Source organism: Novosphingobium sp. PASSN1 (assembly GCF_002278815.1).
Genome location: NZ_NKIS01000013.1, coordinates 43,497 through 66,918 on the forward strand (window position 1 = coordinate 43,497; position 23,422 = coordinate 66,918).

General features: G+C 54.1%; 23 protein-coding genes and 1 pseudogene. 16 read left to right on the forward strand and 8 right to left on the reverse strand.

The window, feature by feature from the left end; all coding sequences use genetic code 11:
- Nucleotides 1-321: 321 nt before the first annotated feature.
- Nucleotides 322-1,272 (reverse strand): replication initiator protein A, encoded by a 951-nt coding sequence (locus tag CFE35_RS18600; RefSeq protein ID WP_108986017.1) that lies wholly within the window; start codon nt 1,270-1,272, stop codon nt 322-324.
- 76 nt (nt 1,273-1,348) lie between these two features.
- Nucleotides 1,349-1,648: a WGR domain-containing protein gene (locus tag CFE35_RS18605; protein WP_292932927.1), complete on the reverse strand. Its 300-nt coding sequence runs from the start codon at nt 1,646-1,648 to the stop codon at nt 1,349-1,351.
- Between the two features lie 191 nt (nt 1,649-1,839).
- Here CFE35_RS18605 and CFE35_RS18610 point away from each other — a divergent pair, with 191 nt between their 5' ends.
- The 13 genes and pseudogenes from CFE35_RS18610 (at nt 1,840) to CFE35_RS18670 (ending at nt 14,047) form a co-directional block, all read left to right on the forward strand.
- Complete coding sequence (locus CFE35_RS18610; protein ID WP_085339929.1) at nt 1,840-2,142, forward strand: DUF4258 domain-containing protein; 303 nt, start codon at nt 1,840-1,842, stop codon at nt 2,140-2,142.
- Between the two features lie 9 nt (nt 2,143-2,151).
- Complete coding sequence (locus tag CFE35_RS18615) at nt 2,152-2,589, forward strand: hypothetical protein (protein ID WP_292932930.1); 438 nt, start codon at nt 2,152-2,154, stop codon at nt 2,587-2,589.
- Between the two features lie 363 nt (nt 2,590-2,952).
- Nucleotides 2,953-3,270, forward strand: coding sequence for a type II toxin-antitoxin system MqsR family toxin (locus CFE35_RS18620; protein ID WP_292932931.1), 318 nt, complete (start codon nt 2,953-2,955; stop codon nt 3,268-3,270).
- Nucleotides 3,263-3,685 (forward strand): type II toxin-antitoxin system MqsA family antitoxin, encoded by a 423-nt coding sequence (locus CFE35_RS18625; protein WP_292932932.1) that lies wholly within the window; start codon nt 3,263-3,265, stop codon nt 3,683-3,685. The genes CFE35_RS18620 and CFE35_RS18625 overlap by 8 nt, the downstream gene beginning before the upstream one ends.
- A 492-nt stretch (nt 3,686-4,177) precedes the next feature.
- A complete protein-coding gene (locus CFE35_RS18630; RefSeq protein ID WP_292932934.1) occupies nt 4,178-4,456 on the forward strand; it encodes a metal-sensitive transcriptional regulator in 279 nt (92 codons plus the stop codon).
- A gap of 54 nt (nt 4,457-4,510) precedes the next feature.
- Nucleotides 4,511-4,885, forward strand: a complete 375-nt coding sequence (locus tag CFE35_RS18635; RefSeq protein ID WP_292932936.1) for a hypothetical protein — start codon at nt 4,511-4,513, stop codon at nt 4,883-4,885.
- A gap of 184 nt (nt 4,886-5,069) precedes the next feature.
- Entirely contained in the window at nt 5,070-6,239 is a 1,170-nt protein-coding gene (locus tag CFE35_RS18640) for a TolC family protein (RefSeq protein WP_292932938.1), read from the forward strand.
- A complete protein-coding gene (locus tag CFE35_RS18645; protein WP_292932940.1) occupies nt 6,236-7,999 on the forward strand; it encodes an HlyD family efflux transporter periplasmic adaptor subunit in 1,764 nt (587 codons plus the stop codon). The genes CFE35_RS18640 and CFE35_RS18645 overlap by 4 nt, the downstream gene beginning before the upstream one ends.
- 3 nt (nt 8,000-8,002) lie before the next feature.
- Nucleotides 8,003-11,128, forward strand: coding sequence for an efflux RND transporter permease subunit (locus CFE35_RS18650; RefSeq protein ID WP_292932942.1), 3,126 nt, complete (start codon nt 8,003-8,005; stop codon nt 11,126-11,128).
- On the forward strand, nt 11,128-12,093 hold the full coding sequence (locus CFE35_RS18655) for a hypothetical protein (RefSeq protein WP_292932943.1): 966 nt from the start codon (nt 11,128-11,130) through the stop codon (nt 12,091-12,093). Before CFE35_RS18650 ends, CFE35_RS18655 begins: the two co-directional genes overlap by 1 nt.
- Nucleotide 12,094: 1 nt before the next feature.
- Nucleotides 12,095-12,694, forward strand: coding sequence for an isoprenylcysteine carboxylmethyltransferase family protein (locus tag CFE35_RS18660; protein ID WP_292932945.1), 600 nt, complete (start codon nt 12,095-12,097; stop codon nt 12,692-12,694).
- A 4-nt stretch (nt 12,695-12,698) separates the two neighbouring features.
- On the forward strand, nt 12,699-13,658 hold the full coding sequence (locus CFE35_RS18665; RefSeq protein WP_292932946.1) for a cation diffusion facilitator family transporter: 960 nt from the start codon (nt 12,699-12,701) through the stop codon (nt 13,656-13,658).
- Nucleotides 13,659-13,701: 43 nt separating this feature from the next.
- Nucleotides 13,702-14,047, forward strand: a pseudogene (locus CFE35_RS18670) (YnfA family protein).
- Nucleotides 14,048-14,463: 416 nt separating this feature from the next.
- Here the strand turns inward: CFE35_RS18670 and CFE35_RS18675 are convergent.
- The 4 genes from CFE35_RS18675 to CFE35_RS18690 form a co-directional block, all read right to left on the reverse strand.
- Nucleotides 14,464-15,450: an aldo/keto reductase gene (locus tag CFE35_RS18675; RefSeq protein WP_292932948.1), complete on the reverse strand. Its 987-nt coding sequence runs from the start codon at nt 15,448-15,450 to the stop codon at nt 14,464-14,466.
- Nucleotides 15,447-16,412 (reverse strand): SMP-30/gluconolactonase/LRE family protein, encoded by a 966-nt coding sequence (locus tag CFE35_RS18680; RefSeq protein WP_292932950.1) that lies wholly within the window; start codon nt 16,410-16,412, stop codon nt 15,447-15,449. Before CFE35_RS18680 ends, CFE35_RS18675 begins: the two co-directional genes overlap by 4 nt.
- Before the next feature lie 170 nt (nt 16,413-16,582).
- The gene (locus tag CFE35_RS18685; protein ID WP_292932952.1) at nt 16,583-17,017 is read right to left on the reverse strand and encodes an ester cyclase; all 435 of its coding nucleotides are present in this window, start codon (nt 17,015-17,017) and stop codon (nt 16,583-16,585) included.
- A gap of 1 nt (nt 17,018) precedes the next feature.
- Nucleotides 17,019-18,059 carry an SDR family oxidoreductase gene (locus CFE35_RS18690; protein ID WP_292932954.1) on the reverse strand — a complete coding sequence of 347 codons (1,041 nt, stop codon included), beginning with the start codon at nt 18,057-18,059 and terminating at the stop codon, nt 17,019-17,021.
- 101 nt (nt 18,060-18,160) lie between these two features.
- On the opposite strand from CFE35_RS18690, the gene CFE35_RS18695 reads away from it, so the two are divergent.
- Nucleotides 18,161-18,784 carry a TetR/AcrR family transcriptional regulator gene (locus tag CFE35_RS18695; protein ID WP_292932956.1) on the forward strand — a complete coding sequence of 208 codons (624 nt, stop codon included), beginning with the start codon at nt 18,161-18,163 and terminating at the stop codon, nt 18,782-18,784.
- A 61-nt stretch (nt 18,785-18,845) separates the two neighbouring features.
- On the opposite strand, the gene CFE35_RS18700 is transcribed toward CFE35_RS18695, so the two are convergent.
- The gene (locus tag CFE35_RS18700) at nt 18,846-19,613 is read right to left on the reverse strand and encodes an HD domain-containing protein (RefSeq protein WP_292932958.1); all 768 of its coding nucleotides are present in this window, start codon (nt 19,611-19,613) and stop codon (nt 18,846-18,848) included.
- The gene (locus CFE35_RS18705) at nt 19,610-20,251 is read right to left on the reverse strand and encodes a DJ-1/PfpI family protein (RefSeq protein ID WP_292932960.1); all 642 of its coding nucleotides are present in this window, start codon (nt 20,249-20,251) and stop codon (nt 19,610-19,612) included. The genes CFE35_RS18700 and CFE35_RS18705 overlap by 4 nt, the downstream gene beginning before the upstream one ends.
- Before the next feature lie 71 nt (nt 20,252-20,322).
- Between CFE35_RS18705 and CFE35_RS18710 the strand changes: the two genes are divergently transcribed.
- Nucleotides 20,323-21,291, forward strand: coding sequence for a helix-turn-helix domain-containing protein (locus tag CFE35_RS18710; RefSeq protein WP_292932962.1), 969 nt, complete (start codon nt 20,323-20,325; stop codon nt 21,289-21,291).
- 789 nt (nt 21,292-22,080) lie between these two features.
- Complete coding sequence (locus tag CFE35_RS18715) at nt 22,081-23,319, forward strand: ATP-binding protein (RefSeq protein WP_292932964.1); 1,239 nt, start codon at nt 22,081-22,083, stop codon at nt 23,317-23,319.
- Nucleotides 23,320-23,422 lie beyond the last annotated feature (103 nt).

Below are 23,422 nucleotides of genomic sequence, written 5' to 3' on the forward strand. Positions count from 1 at the left end.
TGCGATATACCGATAAAGCGTGTGTGATCTACCGATCATAATGTGGGCGTTATACCGATATTTTGTGGGCGTTCTACCGATAAGAATGTGCGCGATATACCGTACAGGATTGCGCATTCTCACTTATTGTCGTGTGCGATATACCGTATCAGGGATGTATAATTTTCGTCTTTCTGACGAGATCGAGCCTCAGTTGATGCCATTGTGGGGCAGGGGGCCATTAGGTGCCTTTTTGGGGTCGTTAGTTGGAAGCAAAGGCGATAGTTATAGGCACATTGCGTGTGCGATATACCGATAAGAAAAAGGGCGTTTTCCTCGAACCTAGTCTTCGTTGTCTGCCTTAGCTTTTCGTGCCCTTTTCGGCTTGCCTATGCCAATTGGTTTACCGTCGCCTTGGTGCGAGGTCTCGAATTTCGGGGTAACGACCACCAAAATTCTGTCGTTTTTAAGATCGCTCATATCGATCCCTTGTTCTGCCATCGCAGCTTCAAGTTCGCCGTTTGGATCGCGCGTCATCGTGAAGGTGTAATCTGGGACACCGTCTTTGGCGATTATTGCCTTCAGGTCTCGCTTGAAGAAGCGCAGATCTTGAGCTGTTCCAACCTTTTCGGCCAAACGAACTAGGCCAATGCTCCAATTGGGCTGTCGGCCGCAATGTTTGCGGGCGAGTTGATAGAGGCGCCTTGCCAAGCCACTATGAAGGCGAAAATACTGAGGATTGATCGAAAGAACTCGCCGATCTTGCACAATCGCGCGGTACATCCAGTCACAGAGTTCGACTTCAACGCCTCTCATTCGGCGTGTGCCATCTGGTCGAGTATCTTCGATGACCCGCCAAGCCGAGATCCAAGTAAAGCCGCGTCTTTCTGTTGAGTCGCCTGCAGCGATCGTAGTTTTGACTGAGGTCGTGTTTAGCCTCTCTAAGGCATCTAGAAATAGGGTGTAGGCCTGAAGTCCTTTGCCACGACCAGTCAATTTGAGAAAGTCGTGAGCGGCAAACCGAATTTTGCGGTCCAGAGGCAGGCCACGTCCAAGCCGGTCGTTTAGGATGCTGGCGCAATAAATTAGAACGTCTCGATCCCATATTGTCGCAATCCCACGAGGTCCAGGGCTGACTTGGATCGAAATCGCACCGTGATCATAGATCATCGGCTCGCGCTGTGGGCGTTTGGTGAGACTAAAGAAGGGATGCTCGAGTGTGGCTTGCTCGTCGCGGAGAGGTGCATCGATCATGCTGTCCAAGAACAGGTCGATTTGCTCTGAGGCAGCCATGCTTTGTGTCCGATCTACCGAATCGTCGTTAGGGCTAGTGTGTGCGATATACCGTGCCCGTGTGCGATATACCGTGTCAACCGATTCTGCCGTATAGTTCACACAGATCAAAGGTATCGTTGGCCGCCACTTGATAGGCTATGCCAATTCGTGTTGGCGCCCGGGCCCGCTCTTTCAGCCATTGGCTGATTAGTTTCAAGCCTCTTTCTTTGGACGATACGATCAGCTCCTGATATTGTCCTTGGGTCCCAATTCGACCCCAATAGCGCCGTAAGACCCATGCGCCAAATAAGTCTTGCCCGAATTCAATTGCATATGCGCGGGCAATGTTTTGGTCGTTATCAATCGCTTGCAAGTCGACGATGCACGACATCATTGGGAGGGTGTCCTTTGTCTTTTGAATGCTCGAATTTCAAGGTGATCGTTGCACGATACTACGTCTGTTTCGGACGCAGACTCTGCTTTTTCGGGCACGCGATAGAGCTTTTACGACTGCCTGAGAATCAGATTGTCGTGATTGTCGAAAAATAGCTTGCAATAGTAACGTACCTATAATATTTATGGGTTATGAGTGATCCATTGCCAATGCGGCTGAACGACGCAAATGCAAGACGGCTGTTGCGAGAAATCGCGCAAGATAGCTCTAATGTGATCTTTACGGCACACGCTCGTAAGCGAATGAAAGAGAGAAAAATTACCAGCATGCAGGTTTTGGCTTGCTTGCAGGGGGGTGTCGTAACCGAGCCTGTGGCTTTGGACATTCACCAGTGCTGGAAACTGACCCTGACGCACCGCGTTGCGGGCAACAACATGGAGGTAGCGGTGGCGATAGATTTGCCGAAAAGAGCAATCATCATCACCGTGATTTAGGAGAAATATATGTATCATTATCAAGAGTGCGGGCTGCGGAATGTGTGGCTCGTAAACGGCTATGATATGCACACAACGCCGTACGGCGATGGTGTCTCAATACATGATATTGAGGGCCTACATCGTGCGATTGCTCGTGGCCTGGTCAATAAAGCGGCTAAGCTGACTGGCTCTGAGCTGCGCTTTTTGCGCAAGGAAATGGGTCTCAGCCAGGCTAAGCTGGCCTTGATACTTGGCAATGAGGATCAAACCGTTGCTCTGTGGGAAAAGCGAGGCACCCAACCCAAAATAGCTGATCGCTTTGTTCGTGCGCTTTATCGTGAGTTTGACGAAGGAAATGCGCACATTAGGGATATGATTGATTTGCTTGTGGATGCTGATCGCGAAGAACGAGAAGAGCGGATAAACTTTGTTCAGGGCAGTCAGGGTTGGAAGGTGGCCGCTTAAGCCCCTATCAGTGCCAAAAGTTCTGACGGCTGACCCCAATTCCCCCCCAATGGCGTCTTACTATCTATGTGCTGTACAAATCCTGCCTCGCGTACGCGCGCGCTTTATTTCGGTCGCCGTCGTTGGCCTGTAGGGAGACTATGTACAACTTTATCTGGAGTCCATCCTCTGCCCTCTGGGCGTTCAAACCTGGGCCGATGATTACACAGGCCTATGTATGTTTTGGGCGCAGGGTAGGATTTCTAGAAAATATCGTGTTGTTTCGCCTCTCTGGTCCGTCCTGCCGTAATCGTGCGAAAAAGATGGATTGTTCTCCGCAAATTTGAGCCTTGAAAAAACACCATTATGGTGGTATCGGGATTAATGTCTGAGAAGCGTAAGCCCACTTATGACATTGAAGCGGTCAAAGCTACGTTTTCGGCGGTTGATCGTCTAAACGTCACCGGTTCAGCGCTTAGAGGAGCTACATTACTTGGTTTTGTCAGAGCAGACATGGTTGCTATTATTCAGACGATTGAACGGCGTCACTTTTATAAGTCTATGACTTCACATCGCGATCATAGAGTATGGCAAGATGTGTATCATGTTCCGTCCCGTGAGGGGACATTGTACGTCAAGTTTACGGCTGATGCTGTGGCCGAGTTTTTGCTTTTGTCGTTCAAGGAGAAGGTCGATGAGTAACCCTACCTGTCCCGAAACGGGCTCTGTTATGTATCGTGACGTTCGGCCGATGACGATTATGTATAAGGGCCAACAAGTCGAGATACAGATGCCTGGCTGGTATTGTGATGAAAGTGACGAAAGTATTCATACCGGTGAGGATCTGAAGGTCTCAGACCGTGCTCTCAATAGGTTAAAGGCCGAAGTAGAAAATTTGTTAGTGCCCGAGAACGTGCGCCGTATCAGAAAGCGCTTGCGATTAACTCAAAAGGATGCTGGCCGATTAATTGGTGGTGGGCCTAACGCCTTTCAAAAATATGAGAGCGGTGAGGTTCTAGTCAGCCATGGGGTTACAAGTGCGCTATTGTTGCTTGAACGGGACCCGTCTGGGCTCACAGTTTTAAAAAAGCAGAAGCAGCGTGAGAACGCCGCATAGAGCAAGTTCTTTGGAATATCATCCACGGCCTCATCGATTTGGTATTTGATTTCTGTCGCTGCAGGAATGTTCATAAATTGACTAGGTGACAGTGCTATGGGGGCCTTCGTGCCCATAGGTGCCCATGATAAACTGCCCCCTGCCAATTGGAATTAATTGATTAAAATACGCGTCGAAGGTTGAGACTTGCAGATTTCTCTTGGCTTCCAATTGACCGCTCATAAGGTGTTCTAGCGCGCCAGGCCGCATTGGCTCGGACTGCTGAGGGAATTTGGCGCATCGCACAACTTGATGAAGGCTGAAGCTTATTTTGCTGCCAAGAATGTCGCCGATCTAGTCGGCATTAGGCGTGGCTTCGACGGTGATGGTAACTCATGTCTAGGCATACTAAAGGAGGCGGGTAATTATCTAGGATTAAAACAAAAGTTGATGTCCAAGTTTCTGCAGAGTCGGGCCTTTGAAATAATGCCTCTTTAGGTCAACATGAAACACATGGCACACGAACACAAAGACCCTGCCGCGCTTTTGACCCGCCTTCGCCGCATTGAAGGGCAGGTGCGAGGTATCCAGAAAATGTTGGAGGAGGACCGCGACTGTATGGATGTGGTAACTCAAATCCAAGCTGCACGTGCGGCTCTTGCAAAGGTGGAAACCGAAGTCTTGCGAAGGCACATGGAAAGTTGCATTGAGGGCGCGATTTCGGCTGGCGATGCCGATGCGCAACGAAAGCTCGTTACCGAGTTAATGACGGCCCTTACCAAATCAATTTAAGCTCTTGGTTATTCTATCTTGACACATACCCCCTGCTGGTATATGCATCGGCTAATGAAGGTAATTCACGCGTTCTTGGCTGGCCTCTTGTTAGTGAGTTTGGTTTTTATGCCACTCGCTGCGAGCGCAGTTTATTTGCCAAACGCGTGCGAAGAGATGCGCCCATGTGCTAGTGTTCAAACTGATCAAGCAAAGCTTGCTGTGGTTAACCTAGACCAATGCGATACAGTATCCGATTCCAAGCAAAAGAAATCACAAGAGGGCCATTGTGGTGCGTGTTGTCTGTCGCACACGGGCGTGAATATTGCTGAGAGTGACCAGTTCCTAACTAACATCGAAAACTGGGCAGTTTTGACAACGCCGCAAGCTGATGCGCCGATGGTTGTTACAACCAGAATTTACGGCCTGAAACGACCGCCGCGAGCCTGATCCATCCGACTATTGCCTGGCTGACATCCTGTCTGCTGGGTCCACGGATTGTGATCAGGAGACCTCTTCTATGAATTCCCTAAATTGTGTGCGTCGATGGCCTCGAGCTATTTTTGCACCTCTGTCTGTCGCCTTGGTGGCGCTGACGCCCCTTGCCGTGACGGGCACCGCTCAAGCGCAAGAAATGACAAGCACGGCCGAAACGTTGCAAACGCGCTGGTCGACGCTTCTCGATGCGGCCATTGAACGTCGCGCGGCGGATGCGGGAGCCGTCGCGCAGCGCGGAACAGCTGATGCACGTCGTGCCCTTGCAGCGCAGAGGTTTGCTGGCCCTCTAGAAGCCGATGTAAGTGTGCGCCAAGATCAAATCGGATCGGGCACGGGCTATCAAGAAGTCGAAGGCGGGATCAGCGCCCCCCTCTGGCGACGGGGGGAACGCGCGGCGCTACGCGGGGAGGCCGATGCGTTGGCAGCCCGTGCTGAGGCCGAACTTGCGCTTGTGCGCCTCGAATTAGCTGGTGAATTGCGCACAGCTTGGTGGGCACTAGCCAGTGCGGTCGCAGATGTGAGGGTTGCCCGCGAGCAAGTTGAATTTGCCCAAGCCTTGGTTGCCAATACCAAACGCCTAGAAGCAGCAGGCGAGCAGGCGCGACTTGATCTTCTACAAGCCGAGGCCGCACTGGCATTAAGCGAACATGAATTGGCGCAAGCCATTGGGCGCGAGGGGCAAGCCCGTGCTGAGGTGGTTGGACTGGTTGGATTTGCCCCAGCCCAGTTGGCTGCAGAGACTGTGCGCGCTGCGCAGATCGATGACCATCCTCTCGTGCGGGTAGCCTTGGCGGAAGCCGATCAGCTTGCTCGTCAATCACGACTTGCCCGTCTCAAAGCTCAGCCTGCTTGGCGTGTCGGACTCGATCTACGCTCCGAGCGCGACGGGCGCGACATAGATGCCCGGACCTCGACTGGCGTGCGCCTTTCGCGGGCACTCGGGCGCGACCCGTCGGCGGGTACGGAGGCTGCAAGCCTTGAAGCGCAAGGAATTGCGGTGCTCAAAAAGGCCGCGGCAATCCGTCTCTCGCTTGAAACCGCGCAAGCCCAATCGGTTGCTAGCCTTGCCGCCGCGCGCGCGGGCTTAAAGGCACAAGAAGTGCGTCTGGCTATCAGCATTGAAGCACTTACGCTTACCGAGCGCGGCTGGCGCGAGGGCGAACTTCCGTTCCTAGAACTTTTGCGCGCCCGGGCTGCGACTTCAGAAGCTGCCCGCGCGGCGGTCCAAGCTCGTGTGGCTGTAGATGCCGCAATCTCCTCTTTCAATCAGGCGCAAGGCCTGCTCCTTCAGGACCAAACATCATGATCAACCCAAGAACCCTCAAGAAGCGCTTTTGTGCATTTGGACTGCTGGTGGCAATGGCCATGCCCGTTTCGCTGCGGGCTGGACCCGGCCATGACCATGGTACAGAAGCGGCCGAAGCTACGGTTGCGGCACCCGCGTCACCGCGCTTTGAAGCGGTATCAGACCGGTTTGAAGTAGTCGGACGCCTTGACGGGGAGAACCTGCGCCTTTGGGTCGATGATTGGGCGACCAATGCGCCCATCGAAAATGCGTCGGTAAATGTAACGATTGGGCCTCGTAAAGCTCTCGCAAAAGCTGAAGCCAACGGCACCTATGTGCTTCCTTTCCCAGAGCATGACACGCCAGGCACCTATCCTGTGACAATCTCATTGCGTGGCGTGGGTGAGCCTGCGCTTTTGGGCGGATCGTTGGTAGTCGATGAAAGTGCAGTTCACGCTCATGCTGAAGAAGGCCTACCGCTTGGCCTGATGTTCGGTGGTTTAGCCCTTCTTTTAGGGGTTGCGGGCGGTGCTTTACTCTTGGTGCGCCGCAAACGAACCGGGCTGGCTCTTATCGCCTTTGGATTGTTGGCTGGCAGTTGGACCTTGGCGACTGGAACGCCGAGCGAAGTCGCAGCTGGACCTGGTCATGGTGATGAAGGCCATGCCGACGTAGCAGGTGGTGTCCCTGACAATCAAGCCAAGCGTTTAGCAGATGGCGATATCGTCGCGCCCAAACCGATGCAGCGCTTGATTGGGCTCAGAACAATTCTGGCAGGCAATTCGGCAGAGGGCTCGGCCTTGCAATTGAATGGGGTCGTCATTGCTGACCCAAATGCATCTGGTGTCGTCCAAGCCAGCTCTATTGGCCGGGTCTCGGGCCAATTGCCAGCACTTGGCCAACGGGTCGTAAAAGGACAAGTGTTGGCACTTGTCAGCCCCGCTCTAGATGCGGACGTATCCGTGATTACCGCGCGCGGCGCGGCTGAAACGGCGCTCGCCGAAGCAGAGCTCTCCGCAAGCTCAAGCGGGTTTGCAGCTGAGGCAGCCGAACTCACACAAGCACGTAGCCGCTTAGACAGATTGGCCCGGCTTGAAGGGGTTGTACCAAACCGCGAGATTGCTGAAGCCAGAACAGCGGTAGACGCCGCTGCGGCGCGACTAAATCTCGCAAAAGCCCAAGCAGCCGGCCGTCTGCGTGCTGCACGCACAGAAGCGAGCCGTCTACGCCAAGCAGGCTCAAGCGCCGAGGTCCTTCGCGCGCCTGTCTCCGGCGTAATTAGCGCTGTTTCAGTATCACAAGGCCAGGTGATCAATCCCGGCCAAACCGTTTTCACCATCACCAACCCAGACCAATTGCTCGTGGAGGCGCGTGCACCATCAGGCAAGTCTATTCCCTTGGCGGCAACAGGCTCCGCCCGCACCAGTGACGGACGAAGTCTTCTGCTCCTCCGCCAAGGCGAAGGCTTGGCGATGGTCGATGGTGCTGCTCCGCTCCGCTTCAGAATAGATGGCCCAAGCAATCTGCGGGTGGGTGAGCCTGTGATGGTGTTCATAGCAGGAAGCGAACAAACCGCAGGTGTGGCTCTGCCGCGTGATGCTGTGGTGAAGGGTACGAATGGCCAGACCATGGTCTTTTTGAAACAAGCCGCAGAGCAGTTTCAGCCAACCCCGGTTACGGTGACTGACTTGGATGCAGACCGGGTCGTCGCCACATCCGGCATAAAGGCCGGCACACGCGTTGCGACCACGGGCGCGCCACTGCTTGAACAGGTGCGGTGAGCCATGTTTGATTTCCTTGTCGCTACCTCACTCCGCAATCGCGTGCTGGTGCTGTTCGCATCGCTCGCACTTATCCTATTTGGCATCCTCGCCACCATGCGACTGCCGGTCGACGTCTTGCCCGATCTCAACAAGCCAACGGTTACGATTATGACCGAAGCAGGCGGGATGGCCCCGCCCGAAGTCGAAGCCCAAATTACCCAGCCACTGGAGAACGCTATGAGTGGCATTCCAGGTGTGTCTCGCGTGAGATCGGTGACCGGTGTTGGCCTCTCGATGGTTTATGTTGAGTTTGGCTGGGATGCAGAAATTTTCCGGGCGCGCCAGCAGGTTTCCGAGCGGCTTGCCTTAGCAAAAGAAACAATGGCGGATCTCGATCATGCCCCGCAAATGGGCCCGGTTACCTCCATCATGGGCGAGATTTTGCTGGTAGCCATTCCTTATGGCGACGCTGACCCCATGGCCGCTCGCGAAGTGGCAGACTTCCAGATCCGACCACGCTTACTGACCATTCCAGGTGTCGCCCAAGTGATCCCAATTGGCGGGCAAGTGCGACAATTCCGTATTTCGCCTAACGCAGCCCGTATGGGTCAATTGGGTGTCAGTTTGGATGCGATCGAACGCGCCGCGCAGGGTTTTGCCTCAAATGCAGGTGGCGGCTTTATTGATCAGGGCGGGCGCGAATTTGTCGTGCGCGCATTATCGCGTACCACACGGGTTGAGGACCTCGGCTCCATTGCGGTTACTACGCGCAGTGGCGGGGTGGTTCGACTGGACCAAGTGGCTGAAGTTGAGTTTGCGGCGCGGTTCCGGAGGGGTGATGCGGGCTTTGCTGGCAAGCCTGCCGTTATCATCGGCATTCAAAAGCAACCAGGTGCCGATACCGTGGTCGTCACCAAGAGCGTCGAGGCGGCGCTGACTGAGTTAAACAAGACCCTGCCCAAGGGGGTGACCGCAACACAGGTTCAAATGCGTCAGGCGGACTTCATCGAAGCCTCGTTGGGTACTTTGCAGAAGGTGATCATTGAAGCCGGTCTCGTGGTTGCGGTGATCTTGTTTTTATTCCTACTCAATGTTCGCACAACAGCGATCAGTCTAGCGGCGCTGCCGATGTCGATCCTGATCACGGCCTTGGTGTTTTCTGCCTTCGGGCTGTCTATCAACACCATGACCTTGGGGGGCTTAGCCATCGCGGTCGGTGAACTGGTTGATGATGCCGTCGTGGGGGTAGAAAATGTCTACCGGCGCCTCAAAGAAAACCGCGCCCTGCCACAACCTTTACCAACAATGACCGTTATCGCGCGTGCTACGGGGGAGGTCCGCTCGGGCATTGTTTATGCGACGATCATCATCATTCTGGTGTTTTTGCCTTTATTCTTCTTGTCGGGAATTGAGGGGCGGCTGTTTCAACCCTTGGGCATGGCATATGTGGTTTCGATCCTTGCGAGCTTGCTGGTGTCGATCACACTTACACCCGTTTTGTGCTACTATTTGTTGCCAAAAGTGAAGGCGTTGCCTGCGGAGCATGATAGCTGGCTGGTTGTGCGTCTAAAGCGTGCCAATCAAAGCCTGCTCGAATGGGGGTTCCAGCATGTAAGGCCTATCCTAGTTGGGGCGACATTGGCCGGGCTTGTTGCCATTGGCGGCGCATTGATGTTGCCGCGTGCTTTCCTGCCAACCTTCAATGAGAACACCCTTCTTGTTGGTTTGACCTTACAGCCCGGCATTAGCCTTGCCGATAGTGCCCGCATGGGTGCAACGGCAGAGCGACTGATCAAGGAAATCGATGGGGTGAAAAGTGTTAGTCGCAGGACGGGCCGGGCTGAGTTGGATGAGCATACAGATGGCATTCATTCTAATGAAATTGACGTTCGCTTGAACCCTGGGCTATCAGCCAAAGAACGTGATGAAGTTGCAGCCAGAATCCGTAAAGCGCTTGCACCCTTGCCGGGAAGCTTTGGCGTGGGTGGGCCGTTGGCACACCGGATTGATCATATGCTGTCCGGCGTCAACGCGCCCATCGCGGTCAAAGTCTATGGCGAAGACATGGATGCAGCCCGCAATGCCGCAGACGCCTTGCAGGCGCGGATGGTTGGCATTGAAGGCTTGGTTGATGTCCGGGTCGAGAAGATCGTGCGTGTGCCGCAGCTTGAAGTGATCGTCGATTATCAACGCGCTGCCCTTTATGGGGCCAACCCCGCTGAAGTGACGCGCGCTGTAGAAGCTTTGTCGGGCGGTCAAACGGTCTCTAGGATCATTGATGGGGTACGCCGTTTTGACGTTGTGATCCGCTTGCCAGAAGGTGCTCGCACAACCCAAGCCTTGTCAGAGCTTTTGATCGAGACGCCGAGCGGGGCAATTCCGCTCTCCCAAATCGCGACGGTGCGTGAAACCGATGGTCCGAACCAGATCAATCGGGAAAACGGCAAGCGGCGGATCGTCGTGCAAGCCAATCTGGCACCAGGTGCGAATCTTTCGGCAATAACAAAAGAGATCCGTGCCACAATGGAGGCTGTGCCTGCGCCAACGGGTGGCTTTTACGCACTTGAAGGGCAGTTTGAGGCACAAGCTGAAGCCACCGCGACCATCGGGGGGCTGACACTGGTGTCCTTCACCCTCATCTTCGCCTTGTTATACAGCCGATACCGGTCGATCGCGCTGGCCATGATTGTGATGGGGGGTGTGCCAATGGCGATGATCGGCTCGGTCATCGCGCTTTGGCTCTTTGGCCTACCGCTCTCTGTTGCAAGTCTCATCGGCTTTGTTGCGCTAACCGGGATTGCCGCGCGCAATGGCATCCTCAAGATTAGCCATTATCTCAATCTGGTTGTCTATGAGGGCGAGACATTTGGCGATGCCATGATAATCCGCGGCACGTTAGAGCGCCTGACGCCTGTTCTCATGACGGCCCTATCCGCAGGCCTCGCTCTCATCCCGCTTATAATTGGGGCAGGCGAACCCGGAAAAGAGATCTTGCATCCTGTAGCAGTAACCATCTTCGGGGGGCTTATTTCTGCAACCCTGCTGGATGCGCTTGTCACACCGATTTTGTTCAAATTGTTCGGGCAAAAGCCACTCGAACAATTGGTCTTGGCCCAAAAAGATGGGCAATTAAAGGAGGCGTTCTAATGAAACAGACAGTAAAACTAACCGCTGGAATCTGTGCTTTGGCCTTGCTGGCTGCTTGTGGCGGCGGCGGGGCAGACAAAGCTGAGTCCAAGTCTGATGTCTCTGCGACAGCGAGCTCTGTAAGTGAAACCAAGGGTCAGCCAACCATGTCTGTTGCGGCGGCTGCGACCCCTGTACCGGGCCAGGCAGTTCGCCTAACTTTGACCCTAACAGGCGCGGATGGCAAACCCCTCGGCCCCGATGACATCGCAACTCAGCACGAGCACAAGGTCCATGTCATGATCGTGGATAGCGCGCTGGAGGATTACACCCATGTCCATGGTGAGCCAGGCGCGCAGCCCGGACAGTGGACGGTCAGCTTTACCCCGAAATATCCCCGTCAATATCGCGTTTGGGCGGACTTTAAGCCCGCAGGCAAAGAGCAAGACGGGCACGCTCATGACCATGGCAAAAGTGACCATGGTGATGAAGGTCACAGTCATGACAAAGCAGGCCATGATCATGGTGAAGGAAGCCATGGCCAAGAAGATGCAGACGCCCATAACCTTACGCCTTCCGTCACCCTAAACGTGGGCGCAGACAAAGGTCCCGAGGTTGCAGCGACCCAAACACTTTCCACCAAGGTCGACGGCTATACCCTGACCCTGTCGCTTGGCGGCGCGCTCACGGCTGACGCACACACGCCAGCTACGCTGACAGTTGCCGATGGAACCGGGGCTCCGCTTGACTCGTTAGAACCGCTTATGGGGGCCTATGCCCATTTGGTTGGCTTCTCGGCCGATGGCACGACGATGGTGCATGGTCATCCTGAGGGTGCAGAACCAAAGGATGCGACGGCACGCGGCGGGCCTGCATTAGCTTTTGAATTGCACCCAAGCGTAGCCGGACCGCACCGAGTATTCGTGCAAGTAAAGATCGGCGGCAAGGTAATCACTGCGCCGTTTACGTTGGTGGTGGCAGACTGACATGGATTTACCGACGTCGATAACAACAGCCCTATTGTACGCCTATTTGGTTGGGTTTGTATTGCTTAGCAGACAAGCGAAAGAGTCTGCTGGACGCAATATTGACTCCTTCGCTAAGCCGGAGGGTACCCAAATTTGGACGGCACTCTTGTTCAAGATTGGATTTGTCGGCGCTGCCGCTTGGGGTCTATTCCGAGCAACTTTTCCAACTTGGGTGCCTCAATGGCCACCTATGTTCGATTGGCTTGTTTGGCCGGGATTCGTTGCTGTCTTCGTCGGGGCTTGCGTGGCTCTCGGGGCGCAATCGCAAATGGCGGGATCTTGGCGGATTGGTGCTGTAGAGGGCACTCTTGGAACACTCGTGACGCGGGGCTTTTTCGCCTTTTCGCGAAATCCGGTGTTCGTTGGCCAGCTGGCCCTTTTTGCCGGGCTTGCCCTTGTCAAACCTGATTTCGTCCAAGTGATCCTTTCGGCCTGTGTTTGGATTGCTGCTGTCTGGCAAGTCCGCATTGAAGAACCGATTTTGGCCAAAAGTCTTGGGCAAGGCTACCGCGACTATGCTGCCCGAACCCCGCGCTGGCTGGGCTTTTCAAAGGAATGAAATAGTGGGTCACGATCATGGCGACCATCAAGACAGCGGCCACAATCATGGTGCCCATGCCCATGTGCACGGTCCTTCCAGCTATGATGGGGCTTTCGCGCTTGGAATTAGTCTCAATGTCAGCTTTGTTCTGGTTGAGCTTGGAGTGGGGTGGTCAATCAATTCCCTCGCGCTCATCGCAGATGCGGGCCATAATGCAACCGATGTGCTAGGTCTCTTGCTTGCTTGGGGTGCAACGGCACTCGGGCGACTTCAGCCCCGAGGGCGGTTTACATTTGGATTTGGCCAAGCTTCCATTCTGGCGTCTCTTGCGAACGCCTTACTCATCCTCTTGGCCGCCGGAGTTATCGGTTGGGAGGCGATCCGCCGTTTTGCAAACCCCAGCCCGCCGGATGGCGCTTTGGTTATGGCGGTTGCAGCCGTTGGGGTGGTCATAAATCTTGGTACGGCGTGGTTGTTCTCGCGCGGCCGAAAGTCGGACATCAATATTGAAGGTGCCTTCCTCCATATGCTGTGGGATGGCCTTGTCTCTCTTTCAGTCATCTTGGCGGGTGCTGCCATCTTGCTGACCGGGCAGGCTTGGATTGATCCGGCGATCAGTCTTGTTGTCGTTGCCGTCATGGTTGCAGGGACGTGGCACTTACTTTTGGCCTCATCCAGACTGTCGCTGGGTGCAAGTCCTGCGGGCGTTGACTTGCCTTCTTTAAAGGAGTGGCTTGCAGCGCGCCCAGGCGTGGCGTCGGTGCATGACCTTCACGTTTGGCCCCTATCCACCACACAAGCCGCTTTGTCTGCCCACCTAGTCATGCCCGAAGGTCATCCCGGTGATGTAGTACTTGCCACTCTCGCGCATCAACTCGACGAGAAATACGGCCTCAGCCATGTCACGCTCCAGATCGAACTTGGCGATGGACCCACGTGTTCCCAGCATAGCCATGGACAGGTCATCACTAATGGCAAATAGATGATTTCCTAGCTCAACAAGATTTGAGGCGAGGCGCTAATTTATGAATGTTTCAGCGATACCAACCCATTTCCTTATCTATAGCCTCGCAGCTCTTTCCGAGATTGGGGGCTGCTATGCGGTCTGGGCGGTTCTCCGCAATGGGGCACCAAAGCCTTGGCTTTTGGTCGGTGTTTGCCTGCTTGTGATTTTTGCCTGGCTTTTGACGCTGATCCCCTCAGCCTCGGCAGGACGGGCATTTGCCGCCTATGGCGGCATTTATATTGTGGCCTCACTCGGGGCAATGTGGTTTGTTGAGCGGCACAATGCCCGCTGCTTGGGATATCAGCGGTGGTTTGGTTTGTTTGGCGGGGGCCGCCCTCATCCTTTTTGCGCCGCGGACAGCCTAGGGACAAATCAAATAGGCCTTCCGCTTCCAAACATTGGGACTCTTGGATGACTCATGAATCCCTAAGGTTATCAATGCTTCTTGAATGAAGAGATACTCAACTTTCGCCCTTACTAGGTTTACAAGCAAATTTTAGGTTTTCGGACAACCCTGACCTTAGAGAAAATGACTCGAGGCCTATTTGATCCGCTTCATGACAGGAGTACGCAAAAAAGTGGCGTACTCCTTAGTTGTCTTGCCAATAGTAACGGGAATTGACCTTTAGAATAAACGTCCGCTTTGGCCGCGCAGACTACGCAAACCAGACGTTCCGCTACCGGCCAATGCCCGCCGAAATGCCGTTGGTCACAAGTGCGCCAAGGTTGGCTGTTTGAGTGTCATGACAGGGTGCTCATAACCGGACATTTTGCAATTGTATCACTCCGGTTTCGACGCCAGAAATGCAGGGTATCGCTCCCCTTGAAAGGCGTCGACCGGCAGAGCTTCGGCAATAAGCTCTAGGTCAGTCATACTCAGGGCGAGCGTCGTCGAACCGATATTTTCTTCAAGCCGCTTAAGGGATCTAGTGCCAGGGATGGCGGCCATATGTGGCGCGCGATGCAACACCCAACTTATCGCGACTTGAGCTGAACTCGCACCTTTGCTGGCTGCAATTTTTCCAAGAGCATCCACCAAGGTTAGATTTGCTATTAGAGCGACCTCTTCAAAGCGGGGGAGCACAAAGCGGAAATCTAAACCTATGAGGTCTGCCTTACTTCGGTATGCGCCAGTCAGAAGCCCACGACTGAGGGGCGAGTAAGCAACAAATGCAGCCCCAATCTCACCGCAAAGGTCAATAACTGCTTCGACCTCACCACCCCGTGTTGCCAAGGAATACTCGCTTTGGACCGCAGAAACAGGAAACACTTCATGCGCCCTAAGCAAGCTTTTTGGGCTGACCTCCGACAAACCAACGGCGCGGATTTTACCGGCTTCATGAAGTCGCGATAGCTCTCCCATGCTGTCTTCAATCGGTGTAACGCCATCAAGACGATGCAGGTAGTAGAGGTCAATTGTATCGACTTTCAGGCGGCGCAAGGATGCTTCACAAGCCGCACGAATATAATTTGGCGACGTGTCACGTGACTGCTGGGCTGGTGTCTCACCCCGTACCAGACCGCATTTAGTTGCCAGAATGACTTGAGCGCGGTGGTTCTTGAGATACTGCGAGAGCAATTCTTCATTGCTGCCCCGTCCATACATATCGGCGGTATCGAGCAAATTCGCACCGAGTTCGACGCTGCGAGCCATAACGGACAATGACAACTCATCGTCGGTCGGTCCATAAAACTCCGACATGCCCATGCAGCCGAGCCCGATTGCTGGAAGGTCGAACGCTGCGTGCCTAAGCGCGATACGATTCATTGATCTATCCCCTTTGTGTCATCGATAAGATAGAGGTCTCCACGCTCGACCCCGCCCAATCCAGCTGGAGTGATGTAAAGACGGCCGTCGCGTTCTATTGCTGTACTCAAGGAGGGCATGTCTTTTGGGCCTTGGATACGGAAGGATTGGACCAACATCCCCGTGCTTGTCTCTGTCAGGCGGATGAGACAGTGAAACGGCGTTGGTTTCGGTCGCACGCTCTCTGGCAGCCAAACCAATAATCGTCTAGCCATGGGATTGCCTGCTAGCCTGTCAACCAAGCCATTGCGCGGTGACAACAATGTAAGCCAGTAACGCCCAGACTTATCAGACCGCCTTATATTTCCTGGGAAGCCCGGTAGGTTGCTAGCAACTTCTCCCTCCTTACCGCCATTAAATCCGAACCGACTGACTCGGTAGGCAGAGGATTCCGCAACCAAAACGGCATTGCCATCATGGCTCAGCGCAACTCCATTGGTCATTTCCAAAGCACTTTGTAGAGATTTAGTAGTCTGATCTTCCAAGTTTAGACGAATTAGAAGCCCCGAACCACTATGCTCCAATACTTCCTGATAAAACTCATCCAAGTTGCGCCGTTGCGAGGAGGTGGTCACAAAAAGTGTCCCATCTGGCGTGACGGCAACATCGTTTGTCCATTGAAGCGGCTTACCATTTAAAGAAGAAAGGATCTTCTGCCCTGAAATGGGCTTGGGCGCTATATTGGTCGGAGCCGATGGTGCAAAGGCATAGACGGCACCTCCAACTTCGTCAGTTGCATAGACAGTTCCGTCGCCACCTATGGATAAACCAGTTAACCGCGCACGTGGCACCGTGCCGAACTGAGTGAACAGGCCGGTCTGTGGATCGATGGCGACGACTTTACCAGTGCTCAATGCCGCGTAAAGCTTGCCGTCTTTTCCAAAGTCTAGACCATCGGGTGTGCCAGCTAGCTTGCTGGTCAACAGGCTCGCGTGAAGAACAGGTCCATTCTCACACCTGCTTGGACTCTGCTTTGCGTCAGGTGGTGACCACGATACTGGGTTGATCGGAGCGAATGCAACTAGCCCCCCCAAACCGAGAGCCACCAAGAATACAAACCCCGCTCCAAACTTCAACATGGATCGTAGCATCGTCAACGATCCCCAATCACTGTTGGTCCTAGCCCAATGTCCAACATCAATGCTAAGCGGTCGAAATAGATGCGTTGCTTGATGATCTTCCCCTCGCGGAAATGCAGTAGCACCGCGTAGTCGCCGTTTATCCTGCGGCCGGTCGGCGGAATCGTCATCTCGCCTGTCAGGAATGGGCCAGTATGGGTGCCCGTCATGGTGCTTTCCATCAGGACAAAGTCCTGACCAACAAAGTGACTGCGGACGTGGATGTGTGCATCTGGGAACGCATCAAACCAGACCTGCTCTGCCAGTCGTCGGGCGTCCTTGCCAATCAGGGAAGCACCTGGCGCAACGTAATCAATTTCGTCATCCCAATAGGTCGCAATGCCTTCGATGTCTCGGGCATGAAACGCCCGATCTATTGTTTGCGCGATATCCCAAAGATCGTAGCTCATGTTAGTATCCCTTCTGCGCTTCAGGGGATGTCGATACAAACCCATTGGCCTTAAACCATGCGATCTCATCGCGCAGCGTGTCTTCGATTGGTCGAAACTCAAGACCCAATTCCCGTCTTGACTTGTTATGATCAAACCGAGTTCGCTCTGCTTCCCGAAGCATCAGCTTGACGGTCGCCTGACTTAAAAGAACCGGCTTTTTGCTGACCCTCGCGCCAAGCTCGCTGAAACTGGCGACGATCTGAAGCAGCCAAGTTGGAAGTTTTGCCTTTGGCGCTGGAACGCCGGAAACATGCTCATAGATGGCAAAGAGATCTGCCATCGCCATATGACGGCCTGCCGCAAGATATCGCTCACCCCGCCGACCCCTTGTTGCAGCCGAAATCGCCGCCTCGGCGACATCGCGGGCATCCACGACCGAAAAGGTCCCAGGGGTTATGCCGGGTAGTTTTTGATGCAGGAAATCAAGCGTGACTTGTCCCGCAGACGTCGGGCCCCGATCGCCCGGGCCATGCATCCAGCCAGGTAGGACGAGGCTGGCATGAAAGTCCGGTTTGGATTCTAAAAACGCCAGAACGACCTCATCAGTATCAATTTTGCTACTGTAATAGGGATCCGCATTTTTACGGGCGCGCACCATAGTCTCGTCAATCCACGCCCCTCTTGGCCCGTCAAGGACAGCGATAGAGCTGATGTGAACCATCTTACGAATACCGGCTTTATAGGCTGCCTCCAACAAATTCTTTGTACCAGTAACGTTTGTATCGTGAAGCGCACTGGCGTGATCGCCACCGCCGTAGGAGTCACGAAAATAGGCCGCAGTATGGAACAAGATGTCGCTTCCGGCGAGCTTGTCTGCAAAGCCGGCAGTGTCTGCCATGTCACCGGAAACGATTTCGACCTCAGCAACGTCGCCAAGCTGAAGGCGCGCCTTCTCGGCCGAGCGCACAAGGGCGCGCACGGCAACACCTTTTGCGGCCAGTGAGCGCACTAAATTATTGCCGAGCAAGCCAGTCGCACCAGTTACGAATGCGGTTTGCACATCGATTCTCCATTTAGCATAGCAATTCCTATTCAGATATCATACGCTATTTAAAATGATCTCTTCTCATTTCAAATGTCAAGTGCTATCTGAATTGGATGATGGAAAAGCCAGTAAGAACCCGCCTGACGAGAGGTGAATCACAAGCCCAGACGCGCCTCCGGTTACTAGAGGCTGCTCGTCACGAGGTTGCGCGGCAGGGCGCTAGCGCTTCGGTGCGCGATATCGCTGAGACCGCTGGTTTCACCCAAGGTGCCCTCTACGCGCATTTTGATAGCAAAGAACTGCTTTTGTTAGAGATATTGCGCGAGCATATGAGCTCGGAGATTGAGGCACTTGAAACACTTCTGATCACAAGTAGAGAACAGGCTGGTGGAATTCGAGCCGCCCTAAATCTGTGGCTTGATGCACTGAACTCCGATGAGGATTGGGCGCTTCTGGCTGTCGAGCTTCAAATGCATGCTCGACGAGATGCCAGCTTTGCCCATCACTATGATCAGCTATTTGACGGTCATAATCAGGCACTTGGAAAACTGGTAGAGCGCCTAGCAATCGAAGTTGGGGCTACACTCTCTATGCCAGCAAGAGATATAGCGGCAATTTTGACCGCACTTGCGCATGGCATGGCCATCCAAAGACGACCCACAAAGCGTGGAACACCTGATCCGGCCGGTTCCATGATCAAAGTCGTACTAAACCGGCTTCTAGAACTACCTGACGAGTGAATTGGGAGCCGATTTGCGGTTGGTCGCAAGCCGCACGGTCCAACCAAAACTAGCCGCGCCCCTATTCGGAAAACATCGGCGCGTTGGCGATAAGATCAGTAAAGCCAAGACGGCTGTTCATGAATGCAATTCGGCAACACGGTCGCTGCGCCTCTTCGAGACCTAAGACTGGTACGATTGATGTTTTGAAATTTAGGCGTGGGTGCTTCGTGCAAACTGCGTTGATCTGATCTTGCTCCAGAACATCGAGACCTAATCCGGCAACATCGCCACCTGAGCCTGCCCGAACCATTTCGGCTTCGCGCCCATGCTTTGGATCGACAATCACGTTCAGGTGCAACGTAATTGCATTAGCGGCTAGGGCCGTGCGTCGATCGTTCCATTGATGCTTCGCGCCAAGCTCTTCGGCCATGCGTGCGCCGACGACAGTGAAGCATTGCTCGTCAGACCCCTGAAGTCGGTGTGCATCAGTCAGGCCCATGTCGTGTAACATGATTGCAGTGAAGACTGCCTCGTCGTCGAAGGGTTTTGATCCATCATCGAGAAGTCGCGCCCAGAAATAAGCACGAAGGCTGTGGTTAAACAGGAAGGGCGCACTCGCCGCTTCACACATCGCCATCGCTTCGCGGGCAATGGCGCTGTCAGGCGGTAGGATGTCGTCGACCTCACGGTGCCGGAACTTGACACTTGCCCCCATGCGTTTGCGCGTCGCGGCTCTTGCTTTGACCCCCTGCGCAACTAGTGCCAGCTTGTCGCGCAGTCCAAGCCGACCATGCGTTTGTTCGAGCCATTGCAGAGTACCCAGTTGTTTCATTGCAATCCCCGTCATCCTGCTTGTGCGAACAATGCGCGTACGCGTGCCTCAAGCTCTGGTCCCGCTCCCTCTGGCGATCCGGCGCCGAAAGGTGGGGAGGGATTGTATTCGACGAAAAGCTGGATCTCCTTTGCTACGTCTTCTCCAGCCAATTCTGCAGCCATGGTCAGACCAAAATCAATTCCCGCAGTAACCCCACCCCCCGACAAGCGATTGCGGTCGCGCACGACCCGCTCGGCTACAGGTTCGGCACCAAACATCGGCAATGCCTCGCGGAAGGCCCAGTGACATGCGGAGCGATATCCCGTCAGCAAGCCTGCTGCGCCTAACAACAGTGAGCCGCTGCAAACCGACGTCACATAACGCGCCTGCTCACCTTGTCGCTTTAAAAAGGCCAAGACATCGGTATCGCTCATCAACGGCCGTTGTCCGATGCCACCTGGCACGCAAATGACGTCGAGGTCCGGGCAGTTTGTAAAGTCATCTGTGGGATTGATCGAAAACCCAGCATCTGTTGGCACGGGGTCGCACGTCTTCCAGATCATATGGATCACCGCGCCGGGAACGCGACTGAGGATTTGCGCGGGGCCAGTCGCATCAAGTTGAGTGACGCCTGGGTATATGAGGAACCCAATATGGATAGGTTTGGTCATTGCTGTTCTCCTGCCACATTGATATCAAGAATGTGCTTGGCATAAATGACAATAATCAGCTAAATCATGCCATGATCGAGTTCCGCAGCATTATCTTCGTGACGTATGCCGGTGCAGAATTGCTGGACCTTGCCGGGCCGTCCGCGGTTTTCTCGACCGCCAATCGGGTTGCGGGCAAAACACTTTACAAAATTGTCGTGGCAACTCCCAGAAGCGGCCAAGTCTCGCATAGCTGTGGCATCGCGCTCTCTGCCGTGCCCTTTGGCGAAATTGACTTGGGGGCTCATGACACAGTTCTGATCGTCGGCGCTGACGCGAGGCCCCTAGCAGTTGCAATGGCAGACGCCGAGCTCAGAAGCTTTCTAAGGTCCGCAATCCTCAAAGCCGAACGTTTGGGTTCGATCTGTACAGGGGCCTTTATCCTTGCGGCAGCAGGCCTTCTAGATGGTAAGACCGTTGCGACACATTGGTCTGCCACCGCGCAGCTTGGCGAGATGTTTCCAAGCGTCCATTGTGATGTTGACGCATTATACGTGTCTGACGGACAGCTTTGGACATCAGCGGGTGTGTCAACCGGAATCGATATGGCGCTTGCAATAGTTGGGTCCGATCATGGGTCAGCACTCAAGGCGGAGGTTGCGCGTCAGTTGGTCGTCTATTCACATCGGCCGGGCCATCAATCACAATTTAGCAACTTGCTAGCCGCCCAAGCTAAGGAGGACGAGCGATTTGTTGGTTTAACGACTTGGCTGCGTGAATCGACCGAAAGTCTCATTTCTGTCGAACAGATGGCCGATCATGTCGGCATGTCCCCGCGCACATTCCACCGACGCTTTGTGGAAAGCTTCAAGCAGACACCCGCAAAATTCTTCGAAGCGGTTCGGCTCGATGCTGCACGTAATCTGTTAGAGGCACGGCAGTCGGTAGCAAACGTCGCAAGAAAAGCTGGATTTCAATCAGAGTCAGCTTTTCGTGCCTCGTTCAAAGCGCGCTTTGGCGTAACTCCGCAGCTTTATCGCGAAACATGGCATCGACGATAAAGCTGCACACCAAGAAAAACTGCTCCGAGATGGTAACACTTAGTCTCAAAGCTGTGCCAACAACGACTTGGCTTGGAGTTCCTTGCACTGGACCAAAGAATGAAGGTCTATTTGAAACCAAATCCCAAAGCCGCCAGTCCGTTTTCGGCCAACATCAGTCGTTTAAGCGCGTTCTTTGGAGCGACTTTGGCTCGCTGCCCGCCGCTCACAATAGCTGGCCTAAAACTTGCTCCGTTCCCAATCCGAACGCGGAGATGTCTAATGGGAAGACGGCTCAGAGCAGATGTGGATCAGCGCCAGCTTGGTTTGTTTGGCGAGAGTTTGGCGCTCGGCCAGAAGCCAAGGGCGGTGAAAGCGTTGCCCGCTGCGGCTGCCCAGCTTTCCAAATCTGATGACTCATCGAAGCATCCTCCCGCGCCGGTCAAAGTAGAACCGCCGCCGCGCAAGAGCCTCGGGACCCTTCCCCCTGAAGTCGTGCGGCCAGTCGAAGCCGCGTCGCTATTGTCGGTCTCACTCAGCCTTTTGAAAAAATGGCGTATGCGCGGAGATGGGCCACGATTTGTGCGATTAGGCGGCAGAGCCATTGGCTATAGAAGGACCGATCTGTCTGAATGGATTGCTGAAAGAATAACTTAGGTAGCTCGATTGATTAAGACAGTTCCGTTTCATGCGGGAATAGACGGGCTATGATTCCGGATTAGACGCACTTTCATTCCGTATTGGACGGTAGTATAGACTTGTCCCTTCAAGAATCAGCGCACTCTAGCGACCGCCCTGGACATCAAGCTTATGACAAGCCAACTTCTCTCTCGCCACGCTGCCAACCTAGTGGACCTCGCGCTTTCTGATACACGTGTTGTCGCACTTGTGGGGCCACGACAATCGGGCAAAACAACACTAGCTAAGGCGATAGCCAAACGCGAAGGTCTGGAGTTTCTGACCCTCGACGATAACCAAACCCGCGCATTTGCGAACTCAGACCCAACCGGCTTTATCCGTCGCCTAGATCGGGCCGTGATCGACGAAATTCAACGAGCTCCCGATTTAGTTTTGGCAATCAAACAAACGGTTGATGAAGATCAGCGCTTCGGCAGGTTTCTGATCACGGGATCGGCCGATCTATTTGGCTCAAGCGTTACGCCTGACTCGTTGGCTGGCCGAGTCGAGACCATTGAACTGTTGCCGTTGTCGCAGAGCGAGCTTGCCCAATCAGGACCATCTCAGTTTCTGGATAATGCCTTTGAAGGACTCATCACGCGTCAAACTCCGAAGTTCGCCACTAGCAATCTAGCCGAGATTGTCCTTGCCGGAGGTTATCCAGAGGCGCTTGCTCGCGCCAATGCCAAGCGTCGTTCAGACTGGCTCTTGTCGTATGCTCAATCACTTGCTTTGCGGGATGTGGGCGAGTTGGCGCTTATCACGAAGCCCGATCAGATGTTGGCACTGGTCAACAATCTGGCTGTGCGAGCAAGCCAATTGCTAAACCTTTCAGCATTGGGGAGTACTATTGGGGTAGACGCAAAATCTATCGAAAGATGGCTTGGCCTATTGGAGCGCCTTTTCCTGATAACTCGAGTTCCAGCATGGCATTCTAATGCCCTGAAGCGGCTTGTGCGCGCGCCCAAGGTACACTTCTTCGATTCTGGTTTGGTTGCAGCGTTGCAAAATATTGATCATGCGAAACTTGAACGCGACAGACAGCTCTTTGGCCCATTGTTGGAGACCTTCGTCTTTGGTGAATTGCGCAAAGCTGCGAGCTTAACTGCCCGCCACACCTCTATCAGTCATTATCGGGACAAGGACCAAGTGGAAGTGGACTTTGTACTAGAGCGGTCTCCAGGCCATCTGATTGGGATTGAAGTCAAAGCGAGCGCAACAATCAGACCTGCAGACATCAGAGGTCTGACAAAACTACGCGATACAGCTCAAAACCATTTTAAGCTTGGCATTGTTCTTCATGACGGTGATTGCGTCCAAGAGGTAAGCGAACGTATTTTCACAGCACCCGTCAGCATTTTATGGTCCTAGCCAAGCTTTTTTGCAGTCAGACCGTCGAAATATTACTTCTGACGCCTCTAATCTAGCCCGTTGCACCCCCAATTTCCCCTCTGAGGCGTATTGTGGCTATGGG